Raw genomic sequence first — 17,684 nt, 5'->3', positions numbered from 1 at the left:
GAACGTTCAATGCTGTAGCTGTCAAAGCTCCTGGCTTCGGCGATCGCCGCAAAGCGATGCTTGAAGACATTGCAGCACTTACGGGTGCGGAAGTATCACGGAAGACCTTGGCTTGGAATTGAAAACAACGAACATTACACAGCTTGGCCGTGCATCGAAAGTTGTCGTATCGAAAGAAAACACGACAATCGTTGAAGGAAAAGAGGTCCTGAGGATGTCCTCAAGACCAAAACACAGTTGCATGAATTTCGTCAGCTGGTGGCACAATCCGGGATTCCGGAGTTTCAGAAAGCGATGCGGACCTTCCATAATTGGCAGACCGAGATCTTGAACAGTTTTGCATTCCCTTATTCCAATGGCTTTTTAGAAGGCATCAATAACCTCACAAAAGTGATCAAACGCAACGCGTTCGGATTCCGGAATTTCGAGCGGGCTCGCGCGAAAATATTACTGACACACAAGTATAAGAATATTGGAGTTCACGTTGGTTAAGGGTGAAGGCGATATCGCCTCACCCCAACATTTGACGGAGAACCTTTTTAGTTTCCGATGTATTCCGATTGCGGCCGGAATATGACGTTATCGTTTTGCTGCTCAAGAACATGGGCAGTCCATCCGACGATGCGGGCAATGCTGAAGGATGGCGTGAACAGTTCCGGCGGCATGTCGATCGAGCGCATGATGGCAGCGGCGTAGAATTCGACGTTCGTGTGCAGTGCGCGTCCCGGTTTATGGAGGTTCAGCAACCGGATGATTTCGGTTTCAGCGGCCGTCGCGAGATCGAGCCATTCGTCTTCGCCTTGCAAAGCCAGGCATTTCTTGCGGAGGATGATCGAACGCGGGTCCTCGGTGCGGTAAATGCGGTGGCCGAAGCCCATAATTTTTTCACCGTGCTCAAGCTTGGTCCGGATGACGCTTTCGATGCGGTCCGGCGTCTGGATTTCCTCCAGCAAGTCGATGACGCCGGAAGGAGCTCCGCCGTGTAAAGGGCCTTTCATCGTTCCGAGTGCGGAAGTAATGGCTGCGACCATATCGGATTCTGTGGACACGGTGACGCGTGCAGCGAACGTGGACGCATTCATGCCGTGCTCCATGGTCAGTTTCAAATAAGTGTCCAAAGCTTCAATGTGCACATTTAGCGGCTCCTGGCCGTTCAGCATCCACAGGAAGTTCGCAGTGTGGCCGAGATCTTGGCGCGCTTCTATGGGCTTCAGGCCGTGTTTTAGGCGATAAAGCATAGCAGCCATCACCGGAAGTGCTGCGGTCAGTGCAAGTGCTTGGCCTTTCGGGCTGCGCAAGCCGAACTCGCGGCTGCTGAAAGCCGAGACGAGCGTCCGCAGGTTGTCCATGATCGAAACATCGGCCGGCAGCAATTCTGCAATCGCTGTTACGTGTACAGGCAAGATGCGTTCTTTTTTCAGCTCATCCACAAGTGCATGCAATTCATCTTTTTCCGGCCAGGCACCGTTCCACAGGAAAAATGCGGTTTCTTCAAACGTTTTTCCTTCGACAGCCTGGTCCACCAGCAGTCCGCGGTACTTCAGCTCGCCTTTATCCCCATCAACCGAGGCTATTTTTGTTTGTACAGCTATTACGCCTTTCAAGCCTTTTTGGAACATATGAATTCCTCCTTTTTTATTAGCATACGTTGGATCTTTGATAATGAAAATTAAAGATATATAATTAAATCAATCAAAATACTTAATTGAGGGAGAGGGAAGTATGGAATTGGCGTGGCTGAAAACGTTTGTTGATGCTGCTGAAACAGGGAATTTCCGCAAGACGTCGGAGCGCTTGCTGATGTCACAGCCGAATGTCACGGTGCATATTAAGTTATTGGAGGAATCGCTGGGCATCGCGCTTTTTAAACGGGAAAAGAACAGAGTGGCGCTGACGGAAGCGGGCAGGCAATTCAGACCGCAGGCACTGCGGGTGCTCAATCAACTGGAGGAAAGCATCGAAGGCCTTCATGCGTTTGAACAAGGCTACCGGCAGAAATGGGTATTGGCAATTTCGCCGCTGATGGCGGAAACGGTGCTGCCGTATATACTGAAGTCGTTCATGCGGGACCATCCGGACATTGAGCTGGTTATCCGCGTAGAAGAGTCGGAAGGGATCGAAGAGCTTGTGGACAGCGGAGAAGTATCTGCGGGGCTTTCTGCTCTGCCTTCCGTGAGGCGCAGCGTCATTCACGAAACGGCCTACCGCGACCGTCTGTTGTTCATCCTGCCTAGGGATGCATACGACGACGAGGGCGGGCCTGCGATTTCAATTGAAACGGTGCTGCAATCCGGTTTTCTCTTTACCCACCACCATCCGGTCTTTTGGGAGGAATTGCTGTTGAAGCTGCGCCGGGGCATGCCGGGACTTCGGACGATGAAAGTGACGCAAGCCCACATCGCCAAACGCTTTATCCAGGAAGGGCTTGGCATGTCATTTCTGCCAGCTTCGATGGTGCGGCGCGAATTGATCGAAGGCAGGCTGATGGATGCCCATTTCGATTTGTTTCCGCTGCCTGAAGTTTTGACTTATTATTTAGTGAAGGATATGGGCGCATTGGAGCGTGAATTTTTAGCACGAATTCAAGCGGTCCATTTCAGCTAGAAGGGGTGATTTACAATGATGGAACATTCAGGGGTACGGCTAAGGGCATTGGAGCACAGCGATATACCGGCTTTGTGGGAACTTCATACACCGGCTATTTTTGAGCATATGCTGACGAAAGTGCAGAGTTTCGATGAGATGAAGGTGTGGCTCGAGGCAGGAATCGGCCGCAGCGATGTGCGGGGCTTTGCCGTAGAAGACATGGATACTGGAAGAATCATCGGCACGACACGGATTGCCATGATCGACCACAAGAACAAGAGCTGCGAAATTGGTTCTACTTTCTACGCGGAATCCGTACAGCGCAGCCATGTCAATACAGCGGTCAAAACGATGCTGCTGGCGCATTGCTTCGAAGAAATGGGTATGATCCGCGTCCAATTCAAGACCGATGCGGAAAATCACCGTTCCCAAAGAGCGCTGGAAAGGCTCGGCACTGTCAAAGAAGGCGTGATCCGCAACGAACGGATCCGGTCGACGGGAAAACCTCGGGATGCCGTGCTGTATTCGATCATCGACAGTGAATGGCCTGAAGCTAAAATACAATTGATTGAAAAAATGAATAAATATACTTGATTTTGTCAGGTTGAGCCATTGCAACAAGAGAAGTTACAATGGACTTAGACTTCAAAGGGGGTATAAAATAATGAATAAAAAGAACATCTCGATTATTGGTGTACCAATGGACCATGGACAAAACCGCCGCGGCGTCGACATGGGGCCAAGCGCAATCCGCTATGCGGGCGTTGTGGACCGCATTGAAAGCCTGGGCTACTCGGTGAAAGATGAAGGGGACATCCAAATCGGACAGGCAGACGGCAAACTTGATGCTGACACGAATTTGCGCAATTTGAAGATTGTCACGGAAGCGACTGAAGCGTTGGGCGCGAAAGTCTTTGAAGTGGCAGAAGCGGGCAATTTCCCACTCGTACTTGGTGGAGACCACAGCATTGCCATCGGCACATTGGCCGGAATTTCTGAACGCCATGAAAACTTGGGCGTCATCTGGTACGACGCGCACGCCGACATGAACACGAGCGACACATCACCATCGGGCAACATCCATGGCATGCCGCTTGCAGCAAGCTTCGGCCTTGGCCATGAGCAATTGACGCATATCCGCGGCTATTCACCGAAAGTGAAGCCGGAGAACATCGTCATCATCGGTGCGCGTTCGGTTGACCCGGGAGAACGTGAATTGATCAAAGAACGCGGCATCCGCGTATACAGCATGCACGAAATCGACAGCATGGGCATGCACGCAGTCATCGATGACGCAATCCAGTACTTGAAAGAAGAACGCCGTACGGATGCTGTGCATTTATCGCTTGACCTCGACGGCATCGATCCGATGTACACGCCAGGCGTCGGTACACCGGTTCCAGGCGGCATCACGTACCGCGAAAGCCATTTAGCGATGGAATTATTATTCGATGCTGGAATTATCACTTCTGCGGAATTTGTGGAAGTCAATCCGATTCTAGACGAGAAAAACCGCACAGCGGATGTTGCTGTCGCGCTGATCGGCTCCTTATTAGGGGAAAAACTACTATAAAACAGGCGAAAGCCTGTTTTTTTTATGGGCTTTTTTATTCAGTGAATTTGAAATAAGATGGGATTTTCTGGGCGAGATTTGTTAGGATAGAAGTTGAGAAATAAAATGAAACTTTATGAAAAGTAATCCGTATATAAAAGACAGCCGCATAGGCGGAGGGAAATGAGAGCATGGATGCTTTAGTGAATAAACGAATAAAACAAGTGTTAAAAGGGGATCAACAGGCATTTGCAGAGATTGTTGAATTGTACCAGCACCAGCTGTTCCAAATTTGCTATCGCATGCTTGGCAATCGGCACGAAGCGGAAGACATTGCCCAGGAAGCTTTCACGCGCGCCTATGTGAATTTGCATACCTTTGACCAGCAGCGGAAGTTTTCGACATGGCTTTACCGCATTGCGACAAACTTATGCATTGACCGGATTCGCAAGAAAAAGCCGGATTATTACCTCGATGCAGAAGTACGCGGCACAGAAGGGCTGAATATGTACTCGTCGATTGCGAACGAAGACCAACTTCCCGAAGAAGAATTGATGAGGATGGAAGTGCAGGAACGTGTACAATATGAAATTAGCCGCTTGCCAGATAAGTACCGTGCCGCTATTGTATTAAAGTATATTGAAGAATTGCCGCTGGCGGAAATCAGCGAAATTTTAGATTTGCCGCTTGGTACCGTGAAAACGCGTATACATCGGGGGCGAGAAGCTCTTCGGAAGCAATTGAGCAATTTGTAGGAGGCGAGCACGATGACGACGTGTCCGGAAGAAATCATCCGATTCATGGATGATTATTTAGACGGGGATTTAAATCCTGAAGATGAAGCGGTGCTGAAAGGCTATTTGGAAAGCTGCAGCGATTGCCGCAAGATGTACCATGAATTGACCAAGACGATTGCCTTAGTGCAAAGTGCTTCGCATATACAGGCGCCTGCCAGTTTTGTCCAGAAGACGATGGAGCGGCTGCCGAAAGAAAAGAAACGCGGCAGTGCCCAGCGCTGGTTTAGGCAGCACCCGTTTGTAACAGCAGCAGCGTTATTCATCTTGATGATGAGCGCAGCGCTGTTTACGAGTTTCAATGAAGACCAGCAATTCGCATTCACCAAACAGCCGAATCTGCAGGTCGAAGGCGAAACGGTCATTGTACCGGAAGGAATGGTTGTCGACGGCGATCTGACCATCCGCAATGGCGATTTGAGGGTCGAAGGCGAACTGAACGGCGACGTGACAATCGTCAACGGACAGTATATGGCTTCGAGCGGTGTAATCACCGGTGAAATCGAAGAAATCGACCAGATTTTCGAATGGCTATGGTACGGCATCAAGGAAGTTTCAAAAGATGCTGCTGCTATTTTCAGCAGCGGCGATAATGAAGACCAATAGAACCTATCCTTCCGGGGATAGGTTTTTTCTTTCGGGGCAAGTGAAATCGGGTTATGATATACTAAAGTATATGCAGATGTTGAAAAGCGAGGGTTGCAGATGCCGTTTTTGGATAATTTAACAAATCAAACACCACTCGAACTTTTAGTGAATGTCATTGATATTTTATTAGTATGGTTCGTTGTCTATAAATTGATCACCCTCATTAAAGGGACGAAGGCTGTCCAGTTATTGAAGGGGATATTCTTCATCGTCATTGCGTATCTGATTACCCAAGCCCTCAATTTGGAGACGCTCGGCTGGATTATGCAGCAAGTGCTGAATTGGGGCTTTTTGGCGATCATCATTATTTTCCAGCCGGAAATGCGCCGTGCATTGGAGCAGTTGGGGCGAGGAAAGCTATTTTCCAGCAGCACGCTGAATGAAGAATCCGAGCGCAACCGATTGATTGAAGCGATGGTCAAGTCGGTCAGCTATATGGCAAAACGCCGCATCGGTGCGTTAATCTCGATTGAACGCGAGACGGGATTGAGTGAATACATCGAAACGGGAATTCCGATGAACTCCGACATTACGTCAGAGTTATTGATCAATTTGTTCATTCCCAATACACCTTTGCACGATGGTGCAGTGATCATCCAACGCAACCGGATTGCAGCGGCGGCTTGCTATTTGCCGCTGTCAGAAAGCCCTTTTATCTCAAAAGAGCTGGGAACGCGCCACCGGGCAGCGCTTGGCATCAGTGAAGTGACAGACGCCATTACAGTCATTGTCTCAGAAGAGACGGGCGCAATCAGCCTGACAGCCAATGGCGATCTGCACCGCAACTTATCGCTTGAGGATTTTGAAGCGAAATTGCGCAGAATCTGGTTCGGAGCCGAACAGCAGCAGCAAGCGGATTCTTCCTGGTGGAACTGGAGGGGGAAAAAGAATGGATAATTTGATGGACAGCCCATGGTTTTTACGGATTATGGCATTGTTGCTCGCATTCCTGCTATTCTTTTCCGTTAAAGCGGCTGATGATACGAATAGCGCCGTCGACAGCGGAACAATTACTGAAAAAATTGAAGATGTGGCATTGGAAGTTTATTACGATGACACCAATTTAATGGTCAGCGGCCTGCCTGAAACGGTCGACTTGACGATTTCAGGTCCGACGAGCGTCGTGCAGACTACGCGCCAATTAAAGGATTTCACATTATTCGTTGATTTGCGTGACTTGGAAATGGGCGAACACCGTATTTCGATTCAGACAGAGAATTTATCTGAGCAATTGCGGGTGCAGATGGATCCGGCATTTGTCGAAATCAATATCGAAGAACGGGTAAGCCAGGAATTCCGCATCGATCCGGAATTGAACGAACGCCTTCTTGCGGAAGGCTTCGTGCTCGAAAGCATGGTGGCAGATCCGAATTCCGTCACCGTCACCGGTCCGAAAAGCGTCATCGATTCAATCAGTTTCGTCAAAGCGACCATCACAGGTGAACCCGGCATCAACGAGTCATTTGAAACGGAGGCGCGCGTGCGGGTGCTGGCCAATGATTTGACGAAGCTGGAAAATGTCACGATTGAGCCTGAAGCGGTCCAAGTAGCGGTCGGCATCGAAGAATACAGCAAGGAAGTGCCTGTGGCGCTGAGCCAAAACGGCGAGCCGCCAGCGGGCATCATCATCAATTCACTGGAACCCTCAGTAGAGAATGTCCGGATTTACGGACCGAAAAACATCGTCGATGAGATTGCGGAATTACCGGTAGAGGTTGATGTGGCAGACATCACCGCAGCTAATACAGAGCTCGATATCGATTTGCCGTTGCCAAACGGAATCACTTCACTGGATCCGGAAAAAATCACAGTCGAAGCGGATATAACGGTCGAGAATGAACTTGAGCTGCCTGAAGGCGCTTGAAGTCTGCGCCTTCCGGAAAAAACTTTCTTGAATTTTGCTGTTTTGCACAAAATGCATTAAAGTATAAAAATGGATTATTCTGTAACGAAGATAGAGTCAAAAGGAGAGAACATAATGGGTAAATATTTTGGAACTGATGGTGTGCGAGGTGTAGCTAATAGCGAACTGACACCTGAATTAGCTTTTAAATTAGGACGTTTCGGCGGATATATTTTAACAAAGAGCTCTAAAGAAAAGCCGAAGGTATTGATCGGCCGCGATACGCGGATTTCAGGGGAAATGCTTGAAGGCGCTTTGGCTGCAGGCTTGCTGTCAGTAGGGGCGGAAGTTATGCGCCTCGGCATCATCAGCACTCCGGGAGTTTCTTATTTGACGCGTGTCATGAGCGCTGAAGCAGGCGTCATGATTTCAGCTTCGCATAACCCGGTAGAAGACAACGGCATCAAATTTTTCGGATCGGACGGCTTTAAATTGTCCGATGACCAAGAAGCGGAAATCGAAGCGCTTCTGGACAGCGAAGAAGATCTATTGCCGCGCCCGACAGGCGGCGACCTTGGCAGCATCACGGATTATTTCGAAGGCGGCCAAAAATACATCCAGTATTTGAAGCAGACCGTGGACGAAGAGTTTACGGATATCCATGTAGCGCTGGATTGCGCACACGGTGCGACTTCCACATTGGCAACGCATGTTTTCGCAGATTTGGATGCTGATATCTCCTCAATGGGGGCTTCACCGAATGGCTTGAACATCAACGATAAAGTGGGCTCAACGCACCCTGAAAAATTAGCGGAATTGGTATTGGCTAAAAATGCTGATATCGGCCTTGCATTTGATGGAGACGGCGACCGATTGATCGCCGTGGATGAAAAAGGCAAGATTGTCGATGGCGACCAGATCATGTACGTCATCGCGAAATATTTGCACGGTGAAGGCCGTTTGAAAAAGAACACAGTTGTTTCCACGGTTATGAGCAATATGGGCTTTTACAAAGCTTTGGAAGAGCACGGAATGGAAAGCAGACAGACCGCTGTCGGCGATCGCTACGTAGTGGAAGAAATGAAGAAAAACGAATACAATCTGGGCGGCGAGCAATCAGGCCACATTATTTTCCTGGATTACAATACAACCGGAGATGGCTTGTTGACGGGCCTTCAATTGGTGAACATCATGAAAGTGACCGGCAAGAAATTGTCGGAGCTTGCAGGAGAGATGACAATTTTCCCTCAGAAATTGGTGAATATCCGCGTCACAGATAAGCACGCGGTAACCGACAATGCGAAAGTCGCTGCGAAAATCGCAGAAGTCGAAGCGGAAATGGGCGGCAACGGCCGTGTGCTCGTGCGCCCATCCGGGACAGAGCCATTGGTGCGCGTCATGGTTGAAGCATCGACTGCTGAAGCTTGTGAAGAATACGTGGAACGCATCGCTGAAGTCGTGCGTGCAGAAATGGGCATGAAATAAAATAACTTAGGGAAAGCTCTTGCAAGCCATGGAAATGGCTTGCAAGAGCTTTCTTTTTTTATCGCCAATAAAAGAAAGCGCATCCAAAAAGAAAGGGGGGCATAAAGAGCCTCGCAACGGTGCTGAAGCCCCATTTCAATAGGGTTTCATTGACTTCCCAAGTGTTAGGAGGTATGATGAAATTGCCTGTTTGAGGCCGCAGAAAAAGGGGGATAGTAAAGCGTACAAGGAAAATAGTTGAAGCGCCTGTACTGGAAAAATCGGATGGATAAATCAGTTTCCAGTAGACGAGGAGGAGGAGTATCGATGTTTCGGCGGATACCTCCCGGCCGCGAAGCCCGGTCGTAATATCTTGCACCCAAAACAGTTGAGCGATCGGCTGGACAACGGTGGAGATGGGCTCATCGGAAGCGTTTGCGAACGTAAGCAAACGCTCATTTTGACTTGAAAATGGAGGAATTTAAACATGTGTGGAATTGTCGGTTATATTGGAGAAAATGATTCAAAGGAAATTTTGTTAAAAGGATTGGAACGATTGGAATACCGCGGATACGATTCAGCGGGCATCGCAGTGCGCGGCGGAGAAGGCGTAACAGTATTCAAAGAAAAAGGCCGCATTGCTGATTTGCGTGCAATCGTAGCAGATGAAGTAGTCGGCACAACTGGAATCGGGCACACGCGCTGGGCAACTCACGGCAAGCCGAATAAAGTGAATGCTCATCCACACCAAAATACGTCAGACCGTTTCACGATTGTCCATAACGGCGTTATCGAAAACTACCACCATTTGCAGCGCGATTATTTAGCTGGAATGGAAATGGAATCCGATACGGATACAGAAGTCATCGTCCAGTTGATCGGCAAGCTTGTTGCAGAAGGCATGACAACAAAAGAAGCATTCAGCAAAACGTTGACATTGCTTAAGGGTTCATACGCAATCGCGTTATTGGACGCTGAAGAAGCGCAGACAATTTTCGTTGCGAAAAACAAGAGCCCATTGCTTGTTGGACTTGGTGAAGGCTTCAACGTTGTCGCAAGTGATGCAATGGCAATGCTTCAAGTTACCGATCAATTCGTGGAATTGATGGACAAAGAAATCGTCATCGTCCGCAAAGACAGTGTTGAAATTTCAACGTTGGACGGCGAAGTGATCAACCGCCAGCCGTTTACAGCGGAAATTGACATGAGCGATATCGAAAAAGGGACATACCCTCATTATATGTTAAAAGAAATTGACGAGCAGCCTGCAGTTATGCGTAAAATCGTCCAAGCCTACCAGAACGGCGAAGACCAATTGACAATCCAGCCGGAAATTCTGGATGCGATGAAAAATGCAGACCGTATCCACATCATTGCAGCAGGTACAAGCTACCACGCTGGTTTGATCGGCAAAGAATACATCGAGAAAATGGCGCAAATTCCAGTAGAAGTGCATGTAGCGAGCGAATTCGGCTATAACATGCCGCTTCTGTCTGAAAAACCATTGTTTATCTTTATCTCACAATCAGGCGAAACGGCTGACAGCCGCCAAGTTCTTGTGAAGATCAAAGAATTGGGCCACCCGTCATTGACGATCACAAACGTTGCCGGTTCTACGCTTTCACGCGAATCGGATTACACGTTATTGTTGTACGCAGGCCCTGAAATTGCCGTTGCGTCGACAAAAGCATACACAGCCCAAATCGCTGTGTTGTCGATTTTGTCAGCTGTAACAGCACAGTTCAAAGGCCTTGATATCGGCTTTGACCTTGTGCAGGAACTGGGAATTGTGGCAAACGCAATCCAAGCCCAAGTGGACATGAAAGAAGAAATGGAGCAAATCGCCCGTGACTTCCTTTCAACTACACGCAATTGCTTCTTTATCGGCCGCGTAATGGATTATTTCGTGGGCCTTGAAGGCGCATTGAAACTGAAAGAAATTTCGTATATCCAAGCAGAAGGTTTTGCCGGCGGCGAATTGAAGCACGGAACGATCGCTTTGATCGAAGAAGGCACACCGGTCATCGCTCTTGCAACACAAGAAGCGGTGAACCTGAGCATCCGCGGAAACGTCAAAGAAGTAGCGGCACGCGGCGCTCACCCATGCATCATTTCAATGGAAGGCTTGCAGGAAGAAGGCGACAGCCTTGTGCTTCCGAAGGTCAATGAATTGCTGTCACCGCTTGTTTCGGTTATCCCGATGCAGCTGATCAGCTATTACGCAGCGCTTCACCGCGATTGCGACGTTGACAAGCCGCGTAACTTGGCGAAATCCGTAACAGTCGAATAAAATCATGTAAATAAGAAGACGTTCGCAAAGTGGCCAGCCACTTATGCGAACGTCTTTTTTTAGGTTCTGAAATAGAAAGGCCTGCCCTCCAATGACAGGGCAGGCGCATATTTTGAGTCTACAATTCCGCCTGAATGAAGAACTGCGATTGTACGTAATTATAAGTCACTTTGGAAAAGTCGAAAGGCTGGCCATTGCTTAAGTGGAAAATGGATTCCACATAAAGTTTGGGATCGCCTTCTTTCAGCTCTAGGTACTGGGCTTCTTCAGCGGTCAATTTGTCGACATGGAGAAATGTATCAGCAAATCCGATGCTCAAGCCCAACCCTTCCGTAATGTAATTGAAGATCGATTCGGTGATGATTTCTTTGTTCAAATAAGTGACAATCGATTTGGTGAAATACGACTCTTCGAGGCATAGCGTCTGTCCGTGGATAAAACGGATTCTTTTGACGTAATAGACATCGTCATCGATGCTGATATTCAAATTCAGCGCAGCTTCTTTTGTCGGCTTTCGGACATCGAGCGCAATCACTTTAGAGGCAAGCTGAAATTCTTCCAGCATTTTTTTAAAGCCTTGATTCGACAGCAGGCTGATATAGCCATTTCTTTTATGCCTTCGGACAAAAATGCCGCTGCCCCGAACTTGGAACACGACCCCTTTTTTCTCCAACAACTCCAATGCTTTCGTAACGGTGCTTTTGCTAACATTGAATTGGCGCATCAAATCCTGCAGCACCGGAAGCTTGGCGCCTTGCTGGAGCTTATGCTCTTCTATGTAATTTTCCAGTTCGTCTGCAATGTGCTGATATTTTAACATGGGCATACCTCTTTGCTTTATGGTCTGAAAGATAACCGAATTATACCATATAATGCACGAGTGCTCATCTAATCAAATATAACACTCACAATATAATTGTTTGATACTTGATTAATTAGACCGGTACAATTAAGATGGAGGAGTATTCAAATAAAACACGGAAAGTCTTCAAAGAAGGAGAGAGATAAAATGAGTAAATTACCGAATGATTTTTTATGGGGCGGCGCTTTAGCGGCCCACCAATTTGAAGGAGGATGGGACCAGGGCGGAAAGGGGCCGAGCGTTGTGGACGTTATGACGGCGGGCGCGCACGGCGTAGCCCGGGAAATAACCGATACAGTTGAAGCTGACAAATTTTACCCGAACCACGAAGCCATTGATTTCTACAGCAAATACAAAGAGGATATCGCTCTGTTTGCTGAAATGGGATTGAAATGCCTGCGTACATCCATCGCTTGGAGCCGGATTTTTCCGAAAGGCGACGAAGCGGAGCCGAACGAAGAAGGCTTGAAATTCTACGACAATGTGTTCGATGAATTGCTGAAGAACGGAATCGAACCGGTCATCACGCTGTCCCATTTTGAAATGCCGCTGCATTTGGCTCGGGAATACGGCGGATTCAGAAGCCGCAAAGTAGTAGACCATTTCGTCAAATTCGCTGAAGTTTGCTTTGCCCGCTATCAGGACAAAGTGAAATACTGGATGACCTTCAATGAGATCAACAACAAGATGGACGTCAATAACCCGATATTCTTATGGACCAACTCAGGTGTGATTGTCGAGGAGGGTGAAAATGCGCGGGAAGTGATGTACCAAGCAGGTCATCATGAACTGATTGCAAGCGCACTTGCCGTATCAGCTGGAAAAGCCATCAATCCTGAATTCAAGATCGGAGCCATGGTTTCCCATGTGCCGATTTATCCGTATTCTTCAAACCCTGCGGATGTGATGCTGGCGGAAGAAGAAATGAGGCAGCGTTATTTCTTCCCGGATGTCCACGTGCGCGGCTATTACCCGAGCTACGTGTTGAAAGAGTTTGAACGGGAAGGCTATAAAATCCAAATGGAGCCGGGGGATGACGACATCCTGCGAAACGGCATAGTGGATTATTTAGGATTTAGCTATTACATGTCCACAACGGTGAACAGCGCTGTCCAAAATGGCAATCACGGCAATATTGTGACGGGCGGATTGCCAAATGTTGTAGAAAATCCATACATCAAATCAAGCGACTGGGGTTGGGCGATCGATCCGATGGGATTGAGGTATGCATTGAACCGCCTTTACGACCGCTACCAGATTCCGTTATTCATCGTCGAAAACGGCTTTGGCGCAATTGATCTAGTCGAAGAAGACGGCTCAATCCATGACCCGCAAAGAATTGCCTACTTGAAATCCCATATCGAAGCATTGGAAAAAGCCGTGATTTACGATGGCGTTGATCTGATGGGCTATACGCCATGGGGCATCATTGATATCGTGTCGTTCACAACCGGCGAGATGAAAAAACGCTATGGCATGATTTACGTCGACCGCGATAACGAAGGGAATGGCTCGATGAAGCGTTCCAAGAAGGATTCGTTTGAATGGTATAAAAAAGTGATTCAGACGAATGGCGAGGAATTATAAGAAGGCTGTCTATATTGAACGAAAGAAGAGGTATTTTGAACACCGCTTCGGACGCTTTGGGCATGGCTCCTGTAATAAGCCGGGAAGAACACCCCTCTTATAGCTAAGACCTTTCTGCTTCTGCATCGCTTCGCTAGCTTCGAAGCAAAGGAAATGACCAAATTCCATTTGGCCATTTCCTTGCCTAGCCCTTTGACGCGCCTCCGCTAAGATATCTCTCGATACAGTATTAAAAGAATTTCAAAACTTTGAAAAGGAAAAGCATTCGTAAAGTGTGAAGTCACTTTACGGATGCTTTTTTTGTCGTATTATGGAAGAAGAGAGTGCGTGAAACAGGGGGGGATTATTTATGAAAATCCAGATTATTGGCGGGTCCGGTACAGGGAAGACTACGTTGGGGGAGTATGTCGCTGAAAGAGAAGAATTGAGATGCATCGATACCGATCGTTACATTTGGAAAGGCGATGGCTTCATCGAAAGCTATGCTGTGGAAGAGCGCTTGGCGATGTACCGGCGGGACATGGAATCTTCGGAAGGCTATGTGGCTTCGGGTTCGGTTTATGCCTGGTGCAAAGAGGGCTTCAATGACCGGGAGCTGCTGGTTTTTCTTTTTCTTGATGAAGATCTCCGGCTGCAACGGCTGCGCGCGAGGGAAGCCGAGCGGAACAGCCCATTTTCGCTTGATGAAAAAGGAGAAATGACGAATGAGTTTTTGGAATGGTGCCAGACGTATGTGAAAGCTGAAGACAAGGAAATGGTCGGAACGTATGCGGAGCATGCCCATCAAATGGCGATAGCCAAGAGCCCGGTGCTGAAGCTCGACAGCTCATGGCCGCTTGAAGAGCTCCACGCCAGGATCATGACGGCCTATAAGCTTTCTGCAAAAGAGCTGGGCGGACGCCGCGTTCAGGATAAGGCATAAAAAAGCCCGGATTTCCGCTAAAGGATTCCGGGCTGTCGATCAATTAATAGAAGAGGTCAGTTTTTGCATCATGGCTTCATCCATGGGACCGACAACTTTCTTCTGGATGATGCCTTCAGTGTCGATGATGTAAGTGGTCGGAATCGTCACGGCCTGGTATTGCGGCCCGAGCTGTCCGTCGCGGTCCATTGGGATCGGAAACGTCAGGCCGAATTCCTCAACGAATGCCTGGACCGATTCCTCGCCTTTATCGATGCTCGTCAAATTGACAGCGAGCACTTCGATTCCCTGGTCTTTATTGGCTTCATAGAATTTTTGCATATGCGGCATTTCGGCTTTGCAGGGCGGGCACCAGGTGGCCCAGAAGTTCAAGATGACTTTTTTGCCGCGGTAATCCGACAGGCGGACCGCTTCGCCATCCAACGACGTAAGCACGAAGTCCGGAGCGGCTTCTCCTTCTGCCGGCGCAGACGAGTCAGCAGTATTAGCAGCTCCGCTGGCCACGGGTTGGGCTGGCTTTTCTTCGGCAAAAGACGGTCCGAGGAAATTGACTGCTGCAATCGCAAGCAGCAAGACGATGATGGCGATGGACAATGTGTTTTTATTCATGGATGATGACCTCACTTTTTCGGAATCGTGCCAAAGCAAATGCGGTAAGGGCAAGCCAGCTGAAGGTCAGCGGCTCAACCGAGAAGAGCGGCTGGAAGATGCTCAGGGTCAACCCTTCAGCTAGGACGAATAAAATATAGATTTGTGTGCTGCCAGCAATGGCTCTTTTGCGGGAAATGTAGAGGAAGGCGGCAATGCTGACAAAAAGAATCGTATGGAGAACAGAAGCCGCCAATTGCTGTTCAAGCATGGCAAGCGCAGCTTCAAATCCGACAAAAAATAGCAGCAGGACTGGCAGCGCATCCCGGGAAAGGGCGGCGTGTTTTTTTACGGCCATCCATAGATAAACGGCAAGCGCAGCTAATGCCAGCATATGGCCGGACGCACCGCCGTTAAAGTACAGCACGGACATTGGAAAGTTCATGAATTCCTCAAAGTTAAAAAGGATATAACTTGCTTTCCAGACCAAAAAGTATAAAGTGAACGCGTTCCAATACCATTCACCGATTTTTTCACCGCTGATGATGCGCCAGGCGACAGCGGAAACGGCAAGGGCAATGAGGGTGGCAATCCACACAGCAGGCATTGTGATGCTGCCGATTTGGTACAAAGTCATTTTGGAACACTCCTTATTCAACACAATTATATACAGTATGGGGTATACGGCAGGCGAGATGCAAGAACTTAAGATTGGCAGCGCCGCTTTAAAGGATTCCGCCTCGGCAAAATCGAAAGTAAAGAAGATAGCATCGCATATTAAATGAGAAAATCAGCAAAGAAGGTTGATGGCATGAAAGCATCGGATGAAATTTTGGAAGTCTGGAAACGCTTTGATGGATTCCCGATGGAAACCTTGACGAAGGCTTGGTTTTTCAAAAGAACCGATCGACAAAAGCAGCGTACTGTTGAATTGATGAAGCAGCACCGCCAGCAATATAACATTACGGGGAATTGCTTTGATCTGGCTTTGTGGCTGTTGGACGAATTCCGGAAAGAAGGGATTAAGGCTTATCCGGTCGGCAGCGAATTGGGGACCGAGGAAGCGCATGCGGCAGTTGTGGCAGAAGACAAGCATGGCCGGCGCTATTTATGCGACCTGGGCGACCAATGGCTGCAGCCGGTACTGTTGGATGCGGACGATCCGGCTTTCAGCGGGGAAAGGCTCGCAGGTTTTTTCCCGGGAGCGGAAGTCCAGGTATTTGCCGCTAATGGCCATACAGAAATCATCTATCACAGGCCGGGAGGCAAACGGTCACAGCAGGCCTATGATTTGGATCCGGTGGAGGACGGCGTGTTCTGGCAAGCTGCGGAATTTTCTCAAAACCACGTCTACCCGAAACCGCTTCTGGAAGTGCGCGTACCTTATAAAAATGAAACGGCGCATTGGGAGTTCGATGATTGGAAAAGCTTTCTCAGCACGTCAGAGGGTCTTTTCCCTGACCCTCCGGCAGCAGACCTTAGCGAATGGGCAGAACGGATCCGCAGCAAAACGGGATATGACAGGGAATTCCTGTTAGAGGCGCTGAAGATTTACAAAGCAATGGAAAAGAGGTGAAAAGCGGATGTTCAAAGCGGCAATATTTGATTTAGACGGTACCTTATTGGACCGTGAGCGTTCGCTTGCTTCTTTTATAGACAGTCAATATGACCGGTTCCCTGGAGAGCTCGGACACATCCCGAAAGAGCAGTTTATGCAGCGGTTCATTGAACTCGATGCAAGAGGCTATCGCTGGAAAGATGAGGTGTATCAGCAGCTGGTTGTGGAATTTGGGATAACGGATATTTCCTGGGAAATAATGCTGGCGGATTACCTCAGCCGTTTTAAAGAACATTGTGTGGGCTTTCCGGGATTGACAGATATGCTTGGGGAATTGCAGAAGAATAGCGTGCAACTGGCCCTCATTACAAATGGGCCGGGACAGCTGCAATTGGACAGCATCCGAGCCCTTGGCATAGAAGATTATTTTAGCGTAGCTTTGGTGTCGGGGATTGAAGGCATATCGAAGCCCGACCCGCGCATATTTGAAAAAGCGCTGGAGGCTTTAGGTGTCAAACCCCATGAAGCAGTGTATATCGGCGACCATCCGGAAAATGATATAGCGGCGGCCAAAGCGGTAGGCATGTCGGCGATTTGGATGGAAAACCCGCATGGCCAGGCGCCAACCGCCGATTTTAAGGTCAGCCATTTACAGCAATTGCCTGCGCTGGTCGCAAACGATGCAATTGAAATCAGCGGATTTGAACCTTTGTATGCCGAGGCTTAAAGAGGAGTTGAGAGAATATATCGAAGAATTTTTAAGCGAAGAATATTAGGAAGTTCTATGATATTTTCCCTTACTCTGTTAAATAAGGAGGTTAGACATGGCTCTCTTCTATAAATTCTCTTTTTGGCTGCCGCTTTTTAAGTTTCGGGTTAATCACGTTCGAATTGTTTGCGCGTCCTGCGAAATCTCTTGTCTGGACGGTAATCGATCCTGTATTTACATATTTCCATTCACTTTTGCCGGAAACAGCTAACGCACTTTTT

The 17,684-nt window shown here is 48.4% G+C and carries 17 protein-coding genes and 2 pseudogenes; 15 read left to right on the top strand and 4 right to left on the bottom strand.

The features are described 5' to 3' along the window. Positions 1-226: pseudogene (gene groEL / locus EGV91_RS09075) on the top strand (chaperonin GroEL); the annotation flags it as partial. A 29-nt stretch (positions 227-255) separates the two neighbouring features. Then, a pseudogene (locus tag EGV91_RS09070) lies at positions 256-492 on the top strand (transposase); the annotation flags it as partial. A 47-nt stretch (positions 493-539) separates the two neighbouring features. Here EGV91_RS09070 and EGV91_RS09065 read toward each other — a convergent pair. Continuing rightward, positions 540-1,619 (bottom strand): citrate synthase/methylcitrate synthase, encoded by a 1,080-nt coding sequence (locus tag EGV91_RS09065; RefSeq protein ID WP_135502843.1) that lies wholly within the window; start codon positions 1,617-1,619, stop codon positions 540-542. Positions 1,620-1,722: 103 nt separating this feature from the next. Between EGV91_RS09065 and EGV91_RS09060 the strand changes: the two genes are divergently transcribed. From EGV91_RS09060 to glmS, 9 genes are all read left to right on the top strand, one after another. Then, entirely contained in the window at positions 1,723-2,604 is an 882-nt protein-coding gene (locus EGV91_RS09060) for a LysR family transcriptional regulator (protein ID WP_135502841.1), read from the top strand. Between the two features lie 15 nt (positions 2,605-2,619). Beyond that, positions 2,620-3,180 carry a GNAT family N-acetyltransferase gene (locus EGV91_RS09055; RefSeq protein ID WP_135502839.1) on the top strand — a complete coding sequence of 187 codons (561 nt, stop codon included), beginning with the start codon at positions 2,620-2,622 and terminating at the stop codon, positions 3,178-3,180. Between the two features lie 70 nt (positions 3,181-3,250). Further along, positions 3,251-4,159, top strand: coding sequence for an arginase (rocF, locus tag EGV91_RS09050; protein WP_135502837.1), 909 nt, complete (start codon positions 3,251-3,253; stop codon positions 4,157-4,159). A 170-nt stretch (positions 4,160-4,329) separates the two neighbouring features. Then, entirely contained in the window at positions 4,330-4,893 is a 564-nt protein-coding gene (gene sigW / locus EGV91_RS09045; RefSeq protein ID WP_135502835.1) for an RNA polymerase sigma factor SigW, read from the top strand. A 12-nt stretch (positions 4,894-4,905) separates the two neighbouring features. After that, a complete protein-coding gene (locus EGV91_RS09040; RefSeq protein ID WP_135502833.1) occupies positions 4,906-5,538 on the top strand; it encodes an anti-sigma factor family protein in 633 nt (210 codons plus the stop codon). Between the two features lie 99 nt (positions 5,539-5,637). Next, positions 5,638-6,477, top strand: a complete 840-nt coding sequence (cdaA, locus tag EGV91_RS09035) for a diadenylate cyclase CdaA (RefSeq protein WP_135502831.1) — start codon at positions 5,638-5,640, stop codon at positions 6,475-6,477. Next, complete coding sequence (locus EGV91_RS09030) at positions 6,470-7,444, top strand: CdaR family protein (RefSeq protein WP_135502829.1); 975 nt, start codon at positions 6,470-6,472, stop codon at positions 7,442-7,444. Before cdaA ends, EGV91_RS09030 begins: the two co-directional genes overlap by 8 nt. 114 nt (positions 7,445-7,558) lie before the next feature. Further along, complete coding sequence (gene glmM / locus EGV91_RS09025; RefSeq protein WP_135502827.1) at positions 7,559-8,908, top strand: phosphoglucosamine mutase; 1,350 nt, start codon at positions 7,559-7,561, stop codon at positions 8,906-8,908. Between the two features lie 466 nt (positions 8,909-9,374). Continuing rightward, on the top strand, positions 9,375-11,177 hold the full coding sequence (gene glmS, locus EGV91_RS09020; protein WP_135502825.1) for a glutamine--fructose-6-phosphate transaminase (isomerizing): 1,803 nt from the start codon (positions 9,375-9,377) through the stop codon (positions 11,175-11,177). A gap of 118 nt (positions 11,178-11,295) precedes the next feature. Here the strand turns inward: glmS and EGV91_RS09015 are convergent, their stop codons facing one another. After that, positions 11,296-11,997, bottom strand: a complete 702-nt coding sequence (locus EGV91_RS09015) for a GntR family transcriptional regulator (protein ID WP_135502823.1) — start codon at positions 11,995-11,997, stop codon at positions 11,296-11,298. 189 nt (positions 11,998-12,186) lie between these two features. Between EGV91_RS09015 and bglA the strand changes: the two genes are divergently transcribed. Then, positions 12,187-13,626 (top strand): 6-phospho-beta-glucosidase BglA, encoded by a 1,440-nt coding sequence (bglA, locus tag EGV91_RS09010; RefSeq protein WP_135502821.1) that lies wholly within the window; start codon positions 12,187-12,189, stop codon positions 13,624-13,626. Positions 13,627-13,975: 349 nt separating this feature from the next. Beyond that, complete coding sequence (locus EGV91_RS09005; RefSeq protein ID WP_135502819.1) at positions 13,976-14,548, top strand: AAA family ATPase; 573 nt, start codon at positions 13,976-13,978, stop codon at positions 14,546-14,548. A 39-nt stretch (positions 14,549-14,587) separates the two neighbouring features. On the opposite strand, the gene EGV91_RS09000 is transcribed toward EGV91_RS09005, so the two are convergent. Further along, entirely contained in the window at positions 14,588-15,157 is a 570-nt protein-coding gene (locus EGV91_RS09000; protein ID WP_135502817.1) for a redoxin domain-containing protein, read from the bottom strand. Next, the gene (locus EGV91_RS08995; RefSeq protein ID WP_135502816.1) at positions 15,150-15,773 is read right to left on the bottom strand and encodes a hypothetical protein; all 624 of its coding nucleotides are present in this window, start codon (positions 15,771-15,773) and stop codon (positions 15,150-15,152) included. The genes EGV91_RS09000 and EGV91_RS08995 overlap by 8 nt, the downstream gene beginning before the upstream one ends. Before the next feature lie 174 nt (positions 15,774-15,947). Between EGV91_RS08995 and EGV91_RS08990 the strand changes: the two genes are divergently transcribed. Together EGV91_RS08990 and EGV91_RS08985 are read left to right on the top strand one after the other, a co-directional pair. Then, positions 15,948-16,712: a hypothetical protein gene (locus EGV91_RS08990; protein ID WP_135502814.1), complete on the top strand. Its 765-nt coding sequence runs from the start codon at positions 15,948-15,950 to the stop codon at positions 16,710-16,712. Between the two features lie 7 nt (positions 16,713-16,719). Further along, positions 16,720-17,421, top strand: a complete 702-nt coding sequence (locus EGV91_RS08985) for an HAD family hydrolase (protein WP_135502811.1) — start codon at positions 16,720-16,722, stop codon at positions 17,419-17,421. The last annotated feature ends 263 nt before the right edge of the window (positions 17,422-17,684 follow it).

Origin of the sequence: Planococcus koreensis, assembly GCF_004761975.1 — a bacterium.
GTDB classification, from domain to species: domain Bacteria; phylum Bacillota; class Bacilli; order Bacillales_A; family Planococcaceae; genus Planococcus; species Planococcus koreensis.
This window is presented reverse-complemented; position numbering and strand designations above follow the sequence as displayed.